Genomic DNA, 17254 nt, shown 5'->3' on the forward strand with positions numbered 1-17254 from the left:
AGAATTCCCCCTTCGGGGGTTAGGGGGCTTTTATGGTACTTCAATTTCATTAACTATTTTGTTAATAATATCAACAGAAGTAATGTTTTCCGCCTCAGCTTCGTAAGTAATCCCAATCCTGTGGCGCAGTACATCGTGCACAACCGCACGGACATCTTCAGGAATAACATAGCCACGGCGTTTGATAAAGGCGTAGCATTTTGCTGCCACGGCTAAGTTAATACTACCACGTGGTGATGCACCAAAGGAAATTAATGGTTTTAAATCGGCAAGTTTATATTTTTCAGGATAACGCGTTGCAAAGATGATATCGAGAATATATTTTTCAATTTTCTCATCCATATATACTTCACGAACGGTTTTCTGTGCTCTTAAAATTTGTTCTACAGAAACCACAGCATTTACTTTTTCAAAAGCGCCTTTCATGTTGGCACGCATGATCAGTTGTTCTTCGTCCATTTTAGGATAATCGATAACGGTTTTCAGCATAAAACGATCCACTTGCGCTTCAGGCAGTGGGTACGTTCCTTCCTGCTCAATCGGATTTTGAGTAGCCATGACCAAAAATGGTTTGTCAAGTATAAAGGTTTCATCACCAATGGTGACTTGCTTTTCCTGCATCGCTTCCAACAACGCCGACTGTACTTTGGCGGGCGCCCTGTTGATCTCATCTGCTAAGACAAAATTTGCGAAAATCGGTCCTTTTTTGATGGTAAAATCATTCACCTTCATGTTATAGATTAAGGTACCAACAACATCTGCAGGTAATAAATCTGGTGTAAATTGTATCCTACTGAACGTAGACTCAATAGCTTGAGATAAGGTGTTAATGGCCAATGTTTTTGCTAAACCTGGCACACCTTCCAACAAAATATGGCCTTGTCCCAATAATCCAATCAGCAAGCGTTCAACCATGTATTTTTGGCCAACTATGACCTTGTTCATTTCAAAAGTAAGCAGATCAACAAAAGCACTTTCTCTTTCAATTTTCTCGTTAATGCTTTTGATATCAATTGTACCTGTATCTTCCATCATGTTTAGAATTTATTTTAGACTCAAATAGGGGTGTATTTTTTGAGTAGTGCAAATTGTTAAAATTTTTATTGGATTGCTGTTAATAATTGGTTAAAAGTTGCGGTCTAGTCATATAACAGCTACGCTTTTAATGTTATTTTAAGGAATCGAAATGGTTTTTGTAGCTTCTAGATTGGCAAGTTACATTTTTTTAGAAGCCTTCAAAATTGCTAACATTATTTCCTAACCAAAAATTATTTTAGGATTAATGCAGAATCCGACTGCAATTTGTCAGTTTTAAGTATTTTTAGGGATGAATTTAATTTCAAAACCAATAATGAGCACAAACTACTCCCGAATAATTGCGGGCACCATGACGTGGGGACGTTGGGGAAAGCAACTGTCAACAAATGAGATGGTGGGTTTGATGCAGTTTTGTACAGAACAGGGCATCACCACTTTTGATCATGCGGATATTTATGGTGCTTATACCACGGAAGCTGAGTTTGGGAAAGCCTTTACTAAAAGTCGCATTAAACGCGAGAACATCCAGCTGATCAGTAAATGTGGCATTCAGTATCTTTCTGAAAACCGAAACAACACGGTAAAACACTATGATTACAGTAAGGACTACATTATCTGGTCTGTTGAAACGTCATTGAAACATTTACAAACAGAGTATTTGGACCTTTTGTTGCTGCATAGACCGAGCCCCTTAATGCAACCCGATGAAATTTCTGAAGCCATTGAGACTTTGAAGCATCAGGGAAAAATCAGAAGTTTTGGGGTTTCTAATTTTACACCATCACAAATAGATTTGATTTCAAAAAACAGTGCTGTTGAAGTCAACCAAATCGAATTTTCTTTAACGCAACATACCGCCATGCATGATGGTAGTCTGGACCATATGTTATTGAACGGAACAACGCCAATGGCATGGTCGCCTTTGGGAACGGTATTTAAAAATGATGATGAACAACACAGGCGCATCCATAAGCAGTTGGATGAGTTAAAGGAAAAATATAATGCTACTGAAGATCAATTAGTACTCGCTTGGATTTTAAAACACCCAGCAAAAATACATCCTGTAGTAGGGACTACTACCAAAAAACGTTTGGAAAACGCCGTGAAAGCAGTAGCGATTGATTTAGAATTAGAAGATTGGTTCTTGATTTTGGTGGCTTGTCAAGGGCATAAAGTGCCATAAGCCATCCTAAATCCTTCCCAGAGAGAGGGACTTATTATAAACTAAAAATTAAGATATGAATACAAAGAATTCTCCCCTCGTGGAAAACAAAGAGGGGCGAAAAACAGCATTAATTACAGGAGCTACCAGTGGTATTGGGCGCGCCACAGCACATGAATTCGCAAAACAAGGCATCAATTTAATTTTGTGTGGCCGGCGTCAGGAACGTTTGGATGCCATTCAACATGACTTAGAAAAACAAGTGGATGTCCACACTTTAAATTTTGATGTCCGCGATAAGAAAGCCACTTTTGAAGCTATTGAGTCGCTTCCAGAAAATTTTAAAACCATTGACATTTTAATCAATAACGCTGGCAATGCGCACGGATTGGACCCTATTCAAACGGGAGATACTGACGATTGGGATGCCATGATGGACATTAACGTGAAGGGATTGTTGTATGTCAGTAGAGCCATCATTCCGCAAATGACCGAGCGTCAAACTGGGCAGATCATTAATATTGGTTCCTCCGCAGGAAAGGAAGTGTATCCAAAAGGGAATGTGTATTGCGCCAGTAAACATGCAGTTTTGGCCATTACAGAAGGGATGCGAATTGATTTGAATCCGTTTGGAATAAAAGTTGGTGCCATCAACCCAGGATTGGTAGAAACTGAATTTTCGCAAGTTCGATTTAAAGGTGATACCCTTGCAGATAATGTCTATAAAGGTTTCAAAGCATTGCAACCGGAAGATATTGCAGACATCATTTATTTTGCTATTTCAAGACCTGCCCACGTGAATATTGCGGATATGTTGGTGTTACCAACTGCGCAGGCATCGTCAACGATCATCAAAAAAACGAATTGAATTGTGGATATTATCTAGTGTGAATTTTTATTAATAATTGGACCATTATGGCACACTTTAGTTCATTTGAAGATTTGGTGGTTTATAAGGAAGCAACACTGTTTTGTGATGCCATTTGGCTTATAATGTGCACTACACCCCTACAGAAGGATTATAAGTTAAGAGAACAGATTAATGGTTCTTCAGGGTCCATAATGGATAACATTGCAGAAGGTTTTGGAAGAGGTGGAAATAAAGAGTTCATTATGTTTTTAGGATTTTCAAGAGGGTCCTGTACCGAGTCAAAGGCTCAACTTTTACGTGCTTACAGGAGAGCGCATATTTCTGAAGAAACATATCATTCCCTCAATATCAAAGCTCAAAATCTTATTGATCAACTTTCAAAATTTATCAATTACCTCAAAAAATCGGAGCGCAGAGGTTCGAAATTTGATTAAATTTAAAATTGCGCCAGATCGTAGGATCAAAAATAAATACCACTAATAAATAATAGTAAAAGGAGAGAATAATAATAAACAATATCAATAATTAATAGTCAATAGTCACAAGATTAAGAATAAACAATATCGTTAAATAATAGTCAATACCCACGAGAGTAAGAATAATCAATATCAATAAATAATAGTCATTGCCCACAAGAGTAAGAATAAAAAATAGCAATAAATAATAAATAATTACATCCAATTGATCAACAAACGCCTCCTCATAAAAAACCTTTTAGCTCACAATGATGAGAACAGCTTTTATGACAAAAAGCGTCAGATTGATATTGGGGAAAAAGAGGGGAAAGCCAAATTTTTAAAGCATGTTTGTGCGTTGGCAAATAGTAACCCGAAGAACAATTCTTATATTGTTATTGGGGTAGAAGACGATGACAATAGCATTAAAGGTGTCGATTTTTTTGATGATAGTAAAATTCAAAATCTCATCAACGCCTATTTGACCAATCCGCCAATTGTGCAGTATGAAAATATTCCGTTTCCGCATTTACCTGATGACAAAGTGGTGGGTTTGGTGACCATTAGGCCTATTGATGGTTTGACATCTCTAAGAAAAAATATTTGGAAGTATTATGGTGGCTCCGTGTTTTTTAGGGATGGCAGTATGAGCATGCCCAAGGTTTTTGAGGTAAAAATAAGAGATGTCAATTCAAAAATTGTGGAGGCCATTGAGAACCATTCTCAAAATAATATAAAACATACACTCGACGGCGTTTTTGATTTTTTAAGTAAGCGAAAAGATTACCATCCCCAATATAAAGTATTCAAAGAATATTTTGTGCTCTGTTGGGCAGGACAGAAAAAAGTCCAGCAAGAGGAAACATTATATAGTCGTGTAGATATTGAATTGATCAATGAACAGGTAAGACTCTTTTTTTCTACTTTAGATGAGGTGACAATTCGCTATGACGAGGACTCTTTTAATATGGTAGAATATGTGAGTTTAGGATTGAATAACGCTTATAAATATTACCCGTTGGAAGAAACCCGGATACGGTTTGGCAATAATGCCACCTATCAAATTGAAACGGAGTTGCTTTTTGAAGCGCCCCAATTTGATAAAAAAGTACTGCACCACATCTATAATACCAACAATGCTATTATAGACAAACTGAAAAAAGGTTTGACACTCGATACTAGTGAAATACAAGATCTGAAAAACTTGCCGGCCACCTATCTCATCTGTTATTTTAATTTATTCCATGATGCCGTTGATAAACTCAATGAGGCCAAACCTTACTTAAAAGAGTATGGTGAAGTCGTTTATAAAAATTACAAGGAGACCATTCGGATTTTAAGAAAAATGAAATACAGTTAATTGAGTACCGTTTTTAGATTTGGCAAGGGTGATTTTTTAGTGCAAACTACCATTCATACAGGTTTATTGACCAATTATAGTTTTTTGTAAGGAGTTCCAAAAAAATATAGCATTTTTACTGTGCTATTAATCATTTAAATACCATCCTGCTTCTCCCGATACTAATTCGGCATTGAGGCAGGATTTTTTTATGTAGACACAAATTTCACCAAGAAGCACTAACGGCGCAATCGAAAAGTATTAAAATTTGGAGCTTTTCAATTGGAATTTTATCAGACACTCCTGAAGTTTTCGGAACTTAGATTTGTACAATGATATTCTAAATTGATTTGGAATTTGGAGCTTCATATTTGAAATTTTACGCTAGGCATTTCTAATAAACTCCTCGCATTTTTCAACCATATTTTTGCTTCCGCAAACAAAAGGCACACGTTCATGCAATTCAGTAGGTTGGAGGTCCAAAATACGGTGCACGCCATCACTTGCTTTTCCGTTGGCTTGTTCCGCCAAAAATGCCATGGGATTACACTCATACAGCAAACGTAATTTCCCCTTAGAGTCTAGAGAACATTTGGGATATAAATAGATGCCACCCTTAATCATATTTCTATGAAAATCAGATACCAAAGAGCCGATATAACGGGACGTATAAGGTCTATCCCCTTCTTCCATTTGGCAATATTTGATATAATTTTTAATGCCCTGCGGAAAGTGGATGTAATTTCCTTCATTAACCGAGTAAATACGGCCATCTTCAGGAAACTGCATATTGGGATGTGAGAGATAAAACGTTCCAATGGCCGGGTTGAGCGTAAAGCCGTTGACCCCGGCGCCAGTGGTGTACACAAGCATTGTTGAGGTACCATAAACCACATAGCCAGCAGCTACTTGCTGGTGACCTGGTTGTAAAAAATCGGCAATGGTTACAGGAGTTCCTAAAGGGGTAACACGTCTGTAAATCGAGAATATGGTCCCCACAGAAACATTGACATCAATATTTGAGGAGCCGTCCAAAGGATCAATAAGCACTACATACTTGTTCTGATTGTTTTCATCCTGACTGTTTATGGATATAAAATCATCTTCTTCTTCACTCGCAATACCACACACAATATTTCTGTTGGTCATGGTCTGGATAAACTTTTCATTGGCGTAAACATCTAATTTCTGCTGACTTTCACCCTGAATGTTGATTTCTCCTGCCGAGCCAATAATGTCCACTAATCCGGCTTTATTGACTTCGTAATTTACTACTTTTGCTGCCAATCTTATAGAGTTGATCAAGCTTGAAAGTTCACCTGATGAATATTTGAAAGCAGCTTGGTTTTCAATGATAAATTCACCTAGAGTTTGATGTTTGCGAAACATGAAGTGTTTTAAATTTGTTTTTGCAAATATCGTTTTTTTTACCAAACTACATCGATTTCGCTAAACTTTAATGGCTTTATTTTTGACAGTTTGCGTTATATTTGAAGAGAATTTTTTAAAAAATGGATGTCAACATAAGAAAGGCTGTTGTACAAGATATGCCTCAAGTACTTGATTTAATTAGAGAATTGGCGGTTTTTGAAAGAGAACCTGATGCCGTTGAAATCACAATTTCAGATTTGCAAAATGATGGCTTTGGAAAGCATCCTGCTTTTGAGTGCTTTGTAGCAGAAGTGGATGGAAAAGTAGAAGGCATTGCCTTGGTTTATAACCGTTATTCCACATGGAAGGGTAGGGTGTTGCATTTGGAAGATTTAATTGTGAGCCAAAAAATGCGTGGTAGTGGTTTAGGATCTGCATTGTTGGATGAAGTTGTACGTTATGGCAGCCAATTGGGTGTGAAACGAATTTGTTGGGAAGTCTTGGACTGGAATGAACCAGCTATCGGCTTCTATCAAAAGAAAGGTGCTGATGTTAAACGCGATTGGGATGTGGTGCATCTAAATGAAATCGGAATTAAAAATTATTTAGATACATTAGACGATGCACGTATTTAAATTTGGAGGTGCGTCTGTTAGGGATGCTGTAGGTGTCAAAAACTTAGAAGCAGTCCTTAATAAAGTGGGTTATGACAATACCCTAATCGTTATTTCTGCCATGGGAAAAACTACCAACGCCCTAGAAACGGTGGTTGGTAATTATTTCAATACCAAAAGTGAATTACAAAGTTCAATCCAAGACGTCAAAAAATTCCATAATGCTATTTTATTGGATCTTTTTGATACCGGACCAGAAGAATCACATCCAGTTTTTAAAAAAGTATCCCTTCTATTTGATGAGTTGCGAAGCTTTTTTGACCGAAATAAATCGCCAGACTACAATTTTGTGTACGACCAGGTTATTGGGTATGGGGAGTTGGTCTCTACGCTTATTGTGAGTGAATATCTCAATATGGTGGGAATCAGGAATAGGTGGTTGGATGTGCGTGAGTATATCAAAACTGATAATTATTACAGACGTGCCAATGTGAATTGGGAAGCCACCCAAGCAGCCATAAGTTCTAAATTAAATACCTCTGTTTTAAATATTACGCAAGGTTTTTTGGGAAGCGATGCCAATAATTTCACGACCACTTTAGGGCGTGAAGGTAGTGATTACACCGCTGCCATTTTAGCGTATTGCCTCAATGCAGAACAGGTAACCATCTGGAAGGATGTTCCAGGCGTTCTAAATGCTGATCCACGTTATTTTGAAAATGCGCAGTTGCTCAATAGAATCTCGTATCGTGAAGCTATTGAGTTGGCATTTTATGGCGCCTCTGTCATTCACCCTAAAACGTTGCAACCTTTACAACAAAAGGAAATCCCGTTATTCGTAAAATCATTTCAGCATCCTGAAAAGGCAGGTACTATGGTAGGAAAAGGATCAGGGATTGAGCCCTTGGTACCGTGTTTTATAGTCAAGAAAAATCAGGTGCTGATTTCTTTGTCGTCCTTAGATTTTTCATACATCGTAGAGGAGAATATCAGTGAGATTTTTAAATTATTGCATTTATACAAAATGAAGGTGGATGTCATCCAAAATTCTGCTATCAGTTTCTCTGTATGTGTAGATAATGTGTATAACAATTTACCTAATTTACTACAACACTTAAAGGCAAAATTCAAGGTCACCTGCCATGAAGATGTATCCTTATACACCATTAGGCACTATAATTTGGAGGCTATAGCACAATTGGAAGTTGATAAAACCATACTGTTAAAGCAGTTGACGCAAGAAACAGTTCAAATGGTTACGCAATAGTTTTTCAGTGAGCATCATTGTTTGAAAAGTTCGGTCTGGGCATTAGCACAGATGAGATTTGATAAAAAAATTGATTAGGTTTGTAGCCATGACGAAGCAGGAGGAAATAGGGTTAGTAAGTGCCAAAGAAGTCGCCAAGGCCGTTAATATGGACAAGTATGGCGTTTTAGGTACTTTCAGCGGTTGGGTGCTCATGAAAGTCCTTAAGATATCTACACTAAATAAAGTCTACAATCGGAATAAGCACTTGAAAAACGTTGAATTTCTGGATGCTCTTTTAGGAGATTTCCAGATCCGATTTGAGATTCCCGAAGACGATTTGAAACGTTTGCCAAAAGATGGCGCCTACATTACTGTATCCAACCATCCGCTTGGAGGTATTGACGGAATTTTATTGCTCAAACTAATGCTGGAGCAACGGGAAGATTTTAAGATCATTGGCAATTTTCTGTTGCACCGGATTGAGCCGATGAAACCATTTATTATGCCTGTCAATCCTTTTGAAGACCGGAAAGATGTCAAATCGAGTGTTGTGGGATTTAAGAATGCCATTTTGCATTTGCGCAACGGCCATCCGTTGGGCATATTTCCAGCAGGCGAAGTCTCCACTTACAGAGATGGGAAATTAGTCATTGACCGTCCCTGGGAAGAATCTGCCATGAAGCTGGTTCAGAAAGCCGAAGTGCCAGTGGTACCTATATATTTTCATGCCAAAAACAGCAAGCTTTTTTATAAACTCTCCAAAATCAGTGATACGTTTAGGACTGCTAAATTGCCTTCTGAAGTGCTGACCCAAAAGCGCCGCGTCATTAAAGTACGAATTGGAAGACCAATTGCAGTAGCAGATCAGAAAGAATACACCACCTTAAAAGAATTTTCTGAGTTTTTAAGAAGGAAAACCTATATGCTGGCCAATAGCTTTGACGAAAAAGGGAAGTTTCTCAGCACCATATCCTCTACTTTAAAAGTGCCAAAACCGATTAAAAATATTGTCACGCCAGTTAGTGTGGATAGTATGAAAAAGGAGGTGGATTATTTACGCAACAATGATGGCCGACTTTTGGAAAGTAAAAATTACGAAGTCTTTTTAACCGATTCAAAAAACATTCCCAATATTCTGCGAGAGATTGGACGCTTGCGCGAAATTACCTTTAGAGAAGTTGGCGAAGGGACCAATCAATCCATTGATTTAGATCCGTTTGATAACTATTACCATCACATGTTTTTGTGGGATAAAGACGCCAATAAATTAGCGGGTGCATACCGCATGGGCTTGGGGTCAAAAATATTTGCGAAGTACGGTATTGACGGGTTTTATCTTCAAGATCTGTTTCGTTTTGAACCCGAACTTTATAAAATGATGAGCGAATCTATTGAAATGGGGCGCGCCTTCATCATTAAAGACTACCAACTTAAACCAATGCCATTATTCCTCTTATGGAAGGGCATTGTGCACACCACCTTGCGCTATCCGGAGCACAAGTATTTAATTGGTGGTGTGACCATTAGCGATAAGTTTACCAATTTTTCAAAATCGCTCATGATAGAGTTCATGAAATCAAACTATTATGATCCTTATATTGCCCAATACGTGCATCCTAAAAAGGAATTTAAGGTGAAATTAAAAGATGCCGATAAGGATTTTGTCTTTGATGAAACCGCAGCCGATTTGGTAAAATTTGACAAAATAATTGATGAGCTTGAACCAGGAACTTTACGTTTGCCAGTGCTTATCAAAAAATACATCAAACAAAATGCAAAAGTGGTGGCGTTTAACGTGGATCCGTTATTCAACAACGCTGTAGATGGATTAATGTACATCAGAATAGCCGACTTACCAGAAAGCACCGTCAAACCTGTGATGGAAGAATTTCAAGCCGAAATGGAGCGTAAGTTTGCAGAGAATGGGGATACTTCTGAAAACTGAGATGAATTTTTGAGTGTGTAGGCTTAATACTTAATCTTAATTTACATTAGGGAAAAAGAATCGTTTTTTGATTTTCAATTCAATAATTTTTCATGGATTGACTCATTACCTTTATTTCTAAATAAAATATTTTTATATTACTACTGACGAAAATTACACATTACATCAGCATTTATAGAAAAAAGCCAAACCTATACCGGTTTGGCTCTTTAATTAACAATGTTTAAAGTGATTTAAACCAGTCCTGAAAATAGGTCCCCAAAACAGGGGTCAATTTTTTTTCACCTCCAACGGCACCAATCAAGCTCATGATCCAAAGCACAAAAATACCCAAGTTGAGAATCCAGCCCACAAAAGGAATAAAGCTCAATAAAATACCGCAGAGCATTAGCCCTAGCATTTGTCTAATGTAAAAGGAACCAAATTCACTTTTTGCGTTGTTGTTCATCACCAGGGCAACAATCCAGCCAATTAAGGTAATATGGGCAATTAGGGCAATATTTTTGCCGTCTTTAGAAGCATCGTTTACATCGTTTTCAAAATCATTGGCACTGTGTCTAGTGTCCTCAGAGAACTCATTTGCTCGCTGTCTTGTATCATCCGTGAATTCTCTTTTATTGTCGTTTTTATCGTCCAACATATCGTTGAGGTCGTTTCCTAAATTTTGATCGTTAGCCATTTGTAAAGTTTTAAGAGTTAGAACTTTAAAGGTAGCAAAAAAACACATCGGTTTACAAAAAAGCTTTATCGACTGGTTCCCATAGTTCAATTTTATGACCGTCATTGTCCAAGATCCAACCAAATTTGCCATATTCATATGTTTGCATTTCTCCAATTATGGTGACGCCCTCTTCCTTTAAAATGACAAGTAATGCTTCTAGGTTTTCTACACGATAATTAAACATGAACTCATTTTTTGAAGGCTCAAAATAGGTAGTCTCCTGAGGGAAGGGACTCCATTGCGTAGAACAATCGTTGCCTTCCTTATCTTTCCACCAAAAAGTACAGCCATAATCATCAGTATTGAATCCTAGGTGTTTCTTGTACCACGCTTTTGAAGCGTTTGTGTCTTTGCTCTTAAAGAACAAGCCTCCAATACCAGTTACTCTTTTTTTCATGAGCTCTTCTATTTTTTATATTCCCGAGATTCAATAGCTATCGTTAGGAAATCTTATTGAACTAGTGTGTTTTTGCCACGAATACACCACTGTATTTCATTGACATTTCCAGACCATCATTCGTGAATATGTGGCGATAATTTTACCTACTCTTCACATTTTTTTCATACACAGCAATCCACTCTTCAACTGACATTTTCGATGCGAGTTTTCCAATCAGTTCAAAAGGAATATCCTCCAGGTTCTTAAATCGAATACAGCTTTTGCCCATATCTAATTTGCGTTTGGAATATTTGGGATATTCTGTAACAAACCAATCGTGTATTTCTGGTGCGGCATATATACCGCTATGATATAAATTGATTGAATTTTTTTGTGAGGCAAAGCTCATAAATGGCAAGGGTTCAGATGTGTTGCAATGATAGCCGCCTGGATAAATGCTAAGCGGTACATAATAACTAATCATGCCATATTGAATGCCTTCTTCAAAACCTTTGGGTAAGTTGTCCTTAATGATTTTGCTCAATTTTTTTAAAGTGCTTCTGCGTTCTTCTGGCACTTGGTCAATATAATCTTTTGGTGAAATTGCTTTGTAAGGCATGCTATTTAGTTTTTACGTTGTAAAATTAACCCTGAAATCAAGGACATTATAAATCCAATTACTGTAACAAGCACAAGCATAAACAACGCGGCCGTGGTACTTGTCATTTTTATAATCTCGTCCGCTCTCCCTTGGTCTCTAAGCATTTGTTCATAATTATCAAAAAAGGAAGGGTTAATAAATTTTGTGTAGACAAAATCGGCAACGGCCACACCAACACCAACCAATATAGAAATGAGGACACCAATGGCGAGTGCTTTTCCAATGGAAATTATCCCATTATTGACACGATCTCTGTAATGCTTAATGCCAAAATAGACAAACGACAAGGATAAGAATATGGAAACATAGCCCAAAATTTCATTGGTGGAAGACTCTAATTTGTCAACTCCCAAAATGAGGTGTAATGTAAAAATAACAACTCCCGTCAGTAATCCGTAAATTCCATATTTTAAAACTGTGCTTTTCATGGTAGAAAACTTGTTACGTTAAATGAGTTGTCAAAACTAAAGCATATAGAAGAAAATGGACTCATACTAAAGTACCAATCCCTTCCTGCTATAGTCTAAAAATAGTCATTGTTATAGTATTTGAAAGTCTTTTGCTCTTTGAACGGCTTGGGTGCGACGTTTGGCATTGAGTTTTATAAGCAAATTAGAAACATGGGTTTTGATGGTGCTTTCTGAAACAAATAATTTTTCGGCAATTTCTTTATTAGATAAACCTATGGCAATTTGTTGCAACACTTCATATTCGCGATTACTGATTTCTAAATCTGTGATTTTTTTAGAATCGATTTCTGATGATGGTCGCTCTTGTTTAAGAAGACTTTTTTTATGCAGCATTATGCCGATAAAGAAAAACACTATGGCAATAATGGCAATTGTAATTTCAATCTCTAAATTTCCAGAAATGATAGCATAGGTGCTCAATTGAAATAGGAGCACTAAAGCTAAAATCAATGCAGCGAAAATCAGAATGGTTTTCTTCATGAATGAAAGTTAGCAAAATTTTGCTTGTATTTTATCTACAATAGTTTGCGCCAATTTCACTTTGCTTTCAACCGTCCAGCCCGCAACATGAGGACTCAGGAGCACATTTTCAGCTTTGATGAGATATTGAAAGGCTTCTGGCATTTCTGAAGTAAACAGATCTTCAAAAGACGATTTTTCATATTCCAAAACATCCAAACCCGCTCCAAGAATTTTGCCTGATTTTAAGGCTGCAACCAAATCTTTGGTGACCACACTTTTCCCACGGGCGGTGTTAATGAGCCAAAATGGTTTTTTGAAAGCCTTAATAAAATTGGCGTTAATCATTCCTAAAGTCTTGGGAGTTTGAGGCGTATGCAAACTCACGACCTCTACTTTTTCCTGAAATTCTTCAAGGGTTACTTGTTTAGCGTTGCCATCGCCAACATTGGCTTTGATGTCATAACATACTACCTCTACTTCAAATCCGCGAAGCTTTTTGGCGAAGGCTTTCCCCATATGTCCATAGCCAATAATACCAACGGTTTTCCCGTCCAATTCCAAACCTCTATTGGCTTCCCGAACCCATTTGCCAGTGCGCACTTCTTGATCGGCTTTATTGAGGTTGTTGAATAAGGAGAGGAGCATCCCCAACGCATGTTCTCCAACGGCGTTGCTATTGCCTTCTGGCGCTGCAATGAGATGAATACCTTTTTGCTGTGCATAATCGCCATCAATATTTTCCAATCCTGCACCCACACGTCCTATGAATTTAAGATTTTTGGCAGCATCCAAAAAAGTGTGGTCAATGCTAAAACGGCTTCTGATAATTAGGCCATCATAGTCCTGAATTTTAGCTTCAATAGCTGCTTTTGAAGAGGTATAATCTTCATCATTTTCAAACCCCAAGGCTTTGAGCTGATTGATGAGTAAAGGATGATTGGTATCGAGGTGGAGGATTTTCATGGCAATTTCCTGCGGAAACAGGAATCTGGTTGTATTAGTTATAGCTTCAAATTTAGGAAAATCAACGCGATTTCTTGTAATTGGAAAGAAGAAAAGGGGATGCACTATTTATATTTTTGGATACTCAGTTTGCGTTTTTTCATGCTGAACATTGCCTGTATGTGCGGTACTTAGTTTTTCAAAAAGAAGCACGTGCACTTCTTCATCGTTTTTGGTCATTGGATTGTGTTCTACACCTTTTGGAACGACAATGAGTTCACCTTCCTTAATCACTTCAGTTCTGTCTCTGAACTGCATATACAAGGTGCCTTTGATGACTTGGAACAATTCGTCTTCATTCTCATGGCTGTGCCATACAAATTCACCTTTTAGTTTGGCTAAAAGAACTTGCATGTTGTCTACAATGGCAATTTGATGTGGATGCCAATTTTTTTCAAATTTTGAAAATTTCTCGTTGATGTTGATGGGTTTCATGGTCACTTCCTGATATGTTAATTATCATACGATTTTTCAGACCTCTCAGATTTTCAAAACCTGAGAGGTTGAGGTGTTTTGTTTTTTGGTTGGATTTGTGATTTACAACCCTACCGTCTTAAGCTCTTTTCTGAGCTTAAATCCACCTTCCCTTAAACAAGGGGAAGGAATCTTTCGATTTGGATGTGTGTATGCTTTAGTTTTTTTGAGATATATTTCAACCTTTTTGGGTGGATTCAACGACTTGTCTTTTAAAAGTGGATTTTGCGTTAGCGTTAACTATTGCGTTAGCGATTGAAATGAAAATCCTTTTGCTTTTCGCAAAAGATTGCAATGGAAAGCGCGACCTGAAAGGGAACGCCCAAAACATTGAAAAACTAAAACCCTAAAATCAATTTGGCAATCAGAAAATAGGTGAGAATCCCAAAAATATCATTACTCGTGGTAATAAAGGGTCCTGTGGCAACAGCGGCATCAATGCCCCGTTTATCCAAGAAAATAGGAATGAACGTGCCAATTAATGCAGACATAATAATGACGGCTACTAAAGCCACGCAAATGGTCAACGATTCATAATACGTGGTGTGAAATCCGAAATGGCTAATAAATAAGACCACAACTGCTATAGCGAGTCCGTTAACCAAACCTAAGATCATTTCTTTAAACAGGCGTCCTAAAATATTGCCATCAATAGTGCCATTTGCTAAACCTTGCACCACAATGGCTGAAGATTGCACCCCAACGTTTCCTGCCGTTGCCTGCACTAGCGGGATAAATAATAATAGGGCAGGAAATTTTAACATGGCATCGCTAAAACCACTGATAATACTTGCGGCGCCAATACCGCCAAACATCCCAATAAGTAGCCATGGTAAGCGTGCCTTGGTAAGTTGCCAGATGCTATCATCGGCTTCCACATCTCCGGTAATACCAGCTGCCAACTGATAATCTTTATCGGCTTCTTCCCTTAAAACATCAATAATGTCATCAATAGTAATACGTCCCAACAATACCATATCATCATCAACTACAGGTATGGCTTCCAGGTCATATTTTGCCATGACCTTTGCTACTTCCTCTGGGTCTTCGTCAACTTTTACATAATCAACACTTTTGATGTAGATATCAGCAATTTTCTCATCGCTTTTTGCAACGATCAAATCCTTAAGAGACAAACGACCAATAAGTTTGTTTTGTCTATTGACCACATAAATGGAGTGTACTCTGGTTACCTCTTTAGCCTGGCCTCTAATGCGTCGCAAACAACCTGCAACGGTCCAATTTTCATAAACCTTAACCAACTCTTTGGCCATTAGTCCGCCGGCAGTATCCTCATCATACGCCAATAATTCAGTAATCTCAGCCTTGTGATCTTCATCTTCAATGTGCTGGATGACCTCGCGCTGGCGTTCTTCTGAAAGTTCGGCAATAATATCTGCAGCATCATCTGTGTCTAAGGCTTCAACTTCTTCTGCAATTTCCTTGGATGACAGGTTGCGCAATACTTTTTCACGATTGTCCTCATCCAACTCCATCAAGACCTCTGAGGTGGTTTCAGAATCTAAGAGCTTGATCACATACATAGCCTCTTCCAGATCAACTTCATCCAGAATTTCAGCAATATCAGCATAATGGATTTCACTAAAAAACTTGTGCAGTTCCTCGTCATCTCTAAGTTTGATGAGGTGCTGGACTTGTTCAATGAGTTCGTCAGTAAGCTCAAATTGTATGTTCTCTCTTTCTTCAGCCAAATGATTTGATATTAAGAATTAATGTCGTTTTCTATGAGTTGCGTAAGCGTGATAAACTGCTCTACGCTCAATTGTTCAGGACGTTGGTCAAAGATAAGATTAGATTTTAAATTATCAGATAAATCAAATGTTTTTAAACTGTTGCGAAGGGTTTTACGGCGTTGTTGAAATCCTGTTTTAACGACTCTAAAAAAAAGCTTTTCATCACATGGGAGGATGTAGTTTTCTTTTCGGGTCAAAAATAACACCCCAGAATCTACCTTTGGTGGTGGATTGAACACCGATGGCGGCACGGTAAACAAATAGGTGGCGTTGTAAAAAGCCTGGGTCAATACCGAAAGTATGCCATAGACCTTGCTGCCTTCCTTGGAACAGATACGCAAGGCCACTTCTTTTTGGAACATGCCTGAAAACTCCGGAATTTGATCGCGCATCTCCAACGTTTTGAACAGAATTTGCGACGAAATATTGTAAGGGAAATTCCCGATGACTGCAAAAGGTTGCTCTTCAAAAACCTCTTTTAGATTGTACTTTAAAAAGTCTTTTTCAATGATCCGGTCGGCAAGGTTAAGATAGTTGTTTTTAAGATAAGATACAGATTCTGTGTCAATCTCAATCACATGTATCGTAACATCTTTTTCAAGTAGATATTTTGTCAAAACACCCATGCCAGGGCCAATTTCCAAGACGTGGTCATAACCTTTGTAGGAAAGGGAATCGGCAATTTTTTCAGCAATGCTTTCATCAGTCAGGAAATGCTGACCAAGATTTTTTTTTGCTCTGACGTGATGATCTTTGGACATAGTTGGAGGCTAGAAGCACGAAGCTTGAAGTTAGAAGTACGAAGTTAGTGAGAATTTTATTGGAGAACTTAAGTTTGTTTCTTTTTCTCGCAGTGTGAATAGGTCAAAGCTGAGTTAAAGAATGAAGAAGCTAACGTATCTTTTTCCTTAATTAATCAATTCTTACGCTATACTCATCAATAACTTCCAATTCAGTGCGGAATGCCAATACTTTATCACCAAATAGTTTTATGGCTTCATCACGCAATTTATCGGCATCGTCTCTATAGTAGCTTTCAAGTGCTTCACGGGATTTGGCTCTGTACTGGACAGAATAGGTCACAGCTCCGCCTTGTTCTTCAACCAATACTTTGGACAATTTTGCTTCCGTAAAATGGCCTGTTGCCAAGACATGCGGAATATGTTCTTTGATCCAGGCAAGCCACTTGTCGTGAATGCTGTCATCTATATTTGAGGTAACATTGTATATGATCATAGTATTGAGTTTTCAAATTCAAAGTGCCAAATTCCAATTCTCAATATGATG

General features: G+C 37.9%; 19 protein-coding genes. 7 read left to right on the forward strand and 12 right to left on the reverse strand.

The window, feature by feature from the left end; translation table 11 throughout:
* Positions 1–30: 30 nt before the first annotated feature.
* Positions 31–1032, reverse strand: coding sequence for an AAA family ATPase (locus A9996_RS04760; protein ID WP_066431898.1), 1002 nt, complete (start codon positions 1030–1032; stop codon positions 31–33).
* A 319-nt stretch (positions 1033–1351) separates the two neighbouring features.
* Here A9996_RS04760 and A9996_RS04765 point away from each other — a divergent pair, with 319 nt between their 5' ends.
* The 4 genes from A9996_RS04765 to A9996_RS04780 all read left to right on the forward strand — a co-directional run bounded on the left by A9996_RS04765 (position 1352) and on the right by A9996_RS04780 (position 4886).
* Positions 1352–2221, forward strand: a complete 870-nt coding sequence (locus A9996_RS04765) for an aldo/keto reductase (RefSeq protein ID WP_066431605.1) — start codon at positions 1352–1354, stop codon at positions 2219–2221.
* A 55-nt stretch (positions 2222–2276) separates the two neighbouring features.
* Positions 2277–3068 (forward strand): SDR family NAD(P)-dependent oxidoreductase, encoded by a 792-nt coding sequence (locus A9996_RS04770; protein ID WP_066431606.1) that lies wholly within the window; start codon positions 2277–2279, stop codon positions 3066–3068.
* A 47-nt stretch (positions 3069–3115) separates the two neighbouring features.
* Entirely contained in the window at positions 3116–3505 is a 390-nt protein-coding gene (locus tag A9996_RS04775) for a four helix bundle protein (protein ID WP_066431609.1), read from the forward strand.
* A gap of 247 nt (positions 3506–3752) precedes the next feature.
* Positions 3753–4886, forward strand: a complete 1134-nt coding sequence (locus tag A9996_RS04780; RefSeq protein WP_066431612.1) for an ATP-binding protein — start codon at positions 3753–3755, stop codon at positions 4884–4886.
* A 363-nt stretch (positions 4887–5249) separates the two neighbouring features.
* On the opposite strand, the gene fbp is transcribed toward A9996_RS04780, so the two are convergent.
* Complete coding sequence (gene fbp / locus A9996_RS04785) at positions 5250–6254, reverse strand: class 1 fructose-bisphosphatase (RefSeq protein ID WP_066431615.1); 1005 nt, start codon at positions 6252–6254, stop codon at positions 5250–5252.
* A 122-nt stretch (positions 6255–6376) separates the two neighbouring features.
* Here fbp and A9996_RS04790 point away from each other — a divergent pair, with 122 nt between their 5' ends.
* The 3 genes from A9996_RS04790 to A9996_RS04800 all read left to right on the forward strand — a co-directional run bounded on the left by A9996_RS04790 (position 6377) and on the right by A9996_RS04800 (position 10044).
* The gene (locus A9996_RS04790) at positions 6377–6871 is read left to right on the forward strand and encodes a GNAT family N-acetyltransferase (protein WP_066431617.1); all 495 of its coding nucleotides are present in this window, start codon (positions 6377–6379) and stop codon (positions 6869–6871) included.
* Positions 6858–8117 carry an aspartate kinase gene (locus A9996_RS04795; protein ID WP_066431620.1) on the forward strand — a complete coding sequence of 420 codons (1260 nt, stop codon included), beginning with the start codon at positions 6858–6860 and terminating at the stop codon, positions 8115–8117. The genes A9996_RS04790 and A9996_RS04795 overlap by 14 nt, the downstream gene beginning before the upstream one ends.
* 88 nt (positions 8118–8205) lie before the next feature.
* Complete coding sequence (locus A9996_RS04800) at positions 8206–10044, forward strand: GNAT family N-acyltransferase (protein WP_066431623.1); 1839 nt, start codon at positions 8206–8208, stop codon at positions 10042–10044.
* A 223-nt stretch (positions 10045–10267) separates the two neighbouring features.
* Here A9996_RS04800 and A9996_RS20440 read toward each other — a convergent pair whose 3' ends face one another.
* The 10 genes from A9996_RS20440 to A9996_RS04850 all read right to left on the reverse strand — a co-directional run bounded on the left by A9996_RS20440 (position 10268) and on the right by A9996_RS04850 (position 17203).
* On the reverse strand, positions 10268–10723 hold the full coding sequence (locus A9996_RS20440) for a hypothetical protein (protein ID WP_083993853.1): 456 nt from the start codon (positions 10721–10723) through the stop codon (positions 10268–10270).
* A gap of 52 nt (positions 10724–10775) precedes the next feature.
* The gene (locus tag A9996_RS04810; RefSeq protein WP_066431625.1) at positions 10776–11162 is read right to left on the reverse strand and encodes a VOC family protein; all 387 of its coding nucleotides are present in this window, start codon (positions 11160–11162) and stop codon (positions 10776–10778) included.
* A gap of 142 nt (positions 11163–11304) precedes the next feature.
* Positions 11305–11763, reverse strand: a complete 459-nt coding sequence (locus tag A9996_RS04815) for a DUF1801 domain-containing protein (RefSeq protein WP_066431627.1) — start codon at positions 11761–11763, stop codon at positions 11305–11307.
* Between the two features lie 5 nt (positions 11764–11768).
* On the reverse strand, positions 11769–12233 hold the full coding sequence (locus A9996_RS04820; protein ID WP_066431630.1) for a DUF4199 domain-containing protein: 465 nt from the start codon (positions 12231–12233) through the stop codon (positions 11769–11771).
* Positions 12234–12344: 111 nt separating this feature from the next.
* Complete coding sequence (locus tag A9996_RS20805; RefSeq protein WP_066431633.1) at positions 12345–12755, reverse strand: response regulator transcription factor; 411 nt, start codon at positions 12753–12755, stop codon at positions 12345–12347.
* Positions 12756–12764: 9 nt separating this feature from the next.
* A complete protein-coding gene (locus A9996_RS04830; RefSeq protein WP_066431636.1) occupies positions 12765–13700 on the reverse strand; it encodes a 2-hydroxyacid dehydrogenase in 936 nt (311 codons plus the stop codon).
* Positions 13701–13808: 108 nt separating this feature from the next.
* Positions 13809–14174, reverse strand: a complete 366-nt coding sequence (locus A9996_RS04835; protein ID WP_066431638.1) for a cupin domain-containing protein — start codon at positions 14172–14174, stop codon at positions 13809–13811.
* Between the two features lie 377 nt (positions 14175–14551).
* Entirely contained in the window at positions 14552–15925 is a 1374-nt protein-coding gene (mgtE, locus tag A9996_RS04840; protein WP_083993847.1) for a magnesium transporter, read from the reverse strand.
* 11 nt (positions 15926–15936) lie between these two features.
* On the reverse strand, positions 15937–16728 hold the full coding sequence (gene rsmA / locus A9996_RS04845) for a 16S rRNA (adenine(1518)-N(6)/adenine(1519)-N(6))-dimethyltransferase RsmA (RefSeq protein ID WP_066431641.1): 792 nt from the start codon (positions 16726–16728) through the stop codon (positions 15937–15939).
* A 151-nt stretch (positions 16729–16879) separates the two neighbouring features.
* Complete coding sequence (locus A9996_RS04850; RefSeq protein WP_066431643.1) at positions 16880–17203, reverse strand: DUF4286 family protein; 324 nt, start codon at positions 17201–17203, stop codon at positions 16880–16882.
* Between the last annotated feature and the right edge of the window lie 51 nt (positions 17204–17254).

The organism is Gelidibacter algens (genome assembly GCF_001678675.1).
Taxonomy (GTDB): Bacteria; Bacteroidota; Bacteroidia; order Flavobacteriales; family Flavobacteriaceae; genus Gelidibacter; species Gelidibacter algens.

Bases quoted from the DNA above. Each gene is read 5' to 3' on its own strand.
- A9996_RS20805 (WP_066431633.1), bottom strand. From the start codon at position 12,755: ATGAAGAAAACCATTCTGATTTTCGCTGCATTGATTTTAGCTTTAGTG.
- A9996_RS04810 (WP_066431625.1), bottom strand. From the start codon at position 11,162: ATGAAAAAAAGAGTAACTGGTATTGGAGGCTTGTTCTTTAAGAGCAAA.
- A9996_RS04760 (WP_066431898.1), bottom strand. From the start codon at position 1,032: ATGGAAGATACAGGTACAATTGATATCAAAAGCATTAACGAGAAAATT.
- A9996_RS04795 (WP_066431620.1), top strand. From the start codon at position 6,858: ATGCACGTATTTAAATTTGGAGGTGCGTCTGTTAGGGATGCTGTAGGT.
- fbp (WP_066431615.1), bottom strand. From the start codon at position 6,254: ATGTTTCGCAAACATCAAACTCTAGGTGAATTTATCATTGAAAACCAA.
- rsmA (WP_066431641.1), bottom strand. From the start codon at position 16,728: ATGTCCAAAGATCATCACGTCAGAGCAAAAAAAAATCTTGGTCAGCAT.
- A9996_RS04815 (WP_066431627.1), bottom strand. From the start codon at position 11,763: ATGCCTTACAAAGCAATTTCACCAAAAGATTATATTGACCAAGTGCCA.
- A9996_RS04775 (WP_066431609.1), top strand. From the start codon at position 3,116: ATGGCACACTTTAGTTCATTTGAAGATTTGGTGGTTTATAAGGAAGCA.
- A9996_RS04790 (WP_066431617.1), top strand. From the start codon at position 6,377: ATGGATGTCAACATAAGAAAGGCTGTTGTACAAGATATGCCTCAAGTA.
- A9996_RS20440 (WP_083993853.1), bottom strand. From the start codon at position 10,723: ATGGCTAACGATCAAAATTTAGGAAACGACCTCAACGATATGTTGGAC.
- A9996_RS04800 (WP_066431623.1), top strand. From the start codon at position 8,206: ATGACGAAGCAGGAGGAAATAGGGTTAGTAAGTGCCAAAGAAGTCGCC.
- A9996_RS04765 (WP_066431605.1), top strand. From the start codon at position 1,352: ATGAGCACAAACTACTCCCGAATAATTGCGGGCACCATGACGTGGGGA.
- A9996_RS04820 (WP_066431630.1), bottom strand. From the start codon at position 12,233: ATGAAAAGCACAGTTTTAAAATATGGAATTTACGGATTACTGACGGGA.
- A9996_RS04835 (WP_066431638.1), bottom strand. From the start codon at position 14,174: ATGAAACCCATCAACATCAACGAGAAATTTTCAAAATTTGAAAAAAAT.
- A9996_RS04770 (WP_066431606.1), top strand. From the start codon at position 2,277: ATGAATACAAAGAATTCTCCCCTCGTGGAAAACAAAGAGGGGCGAAAA.
- A9996_RS04830 (WP_066431636.1), bottom strand. From the start codon at position 13,700: ATGAAAATCCTCCACCTCGATACCAATCATCCTTTACTCATCAATCAG.
- A9996_RS04850 (WP_066431643.1), bottom strand. From the start codon at position 17,203: ATGATCATATACAATGTTACCTCAAATATAGATGACAGCATTCACGAC.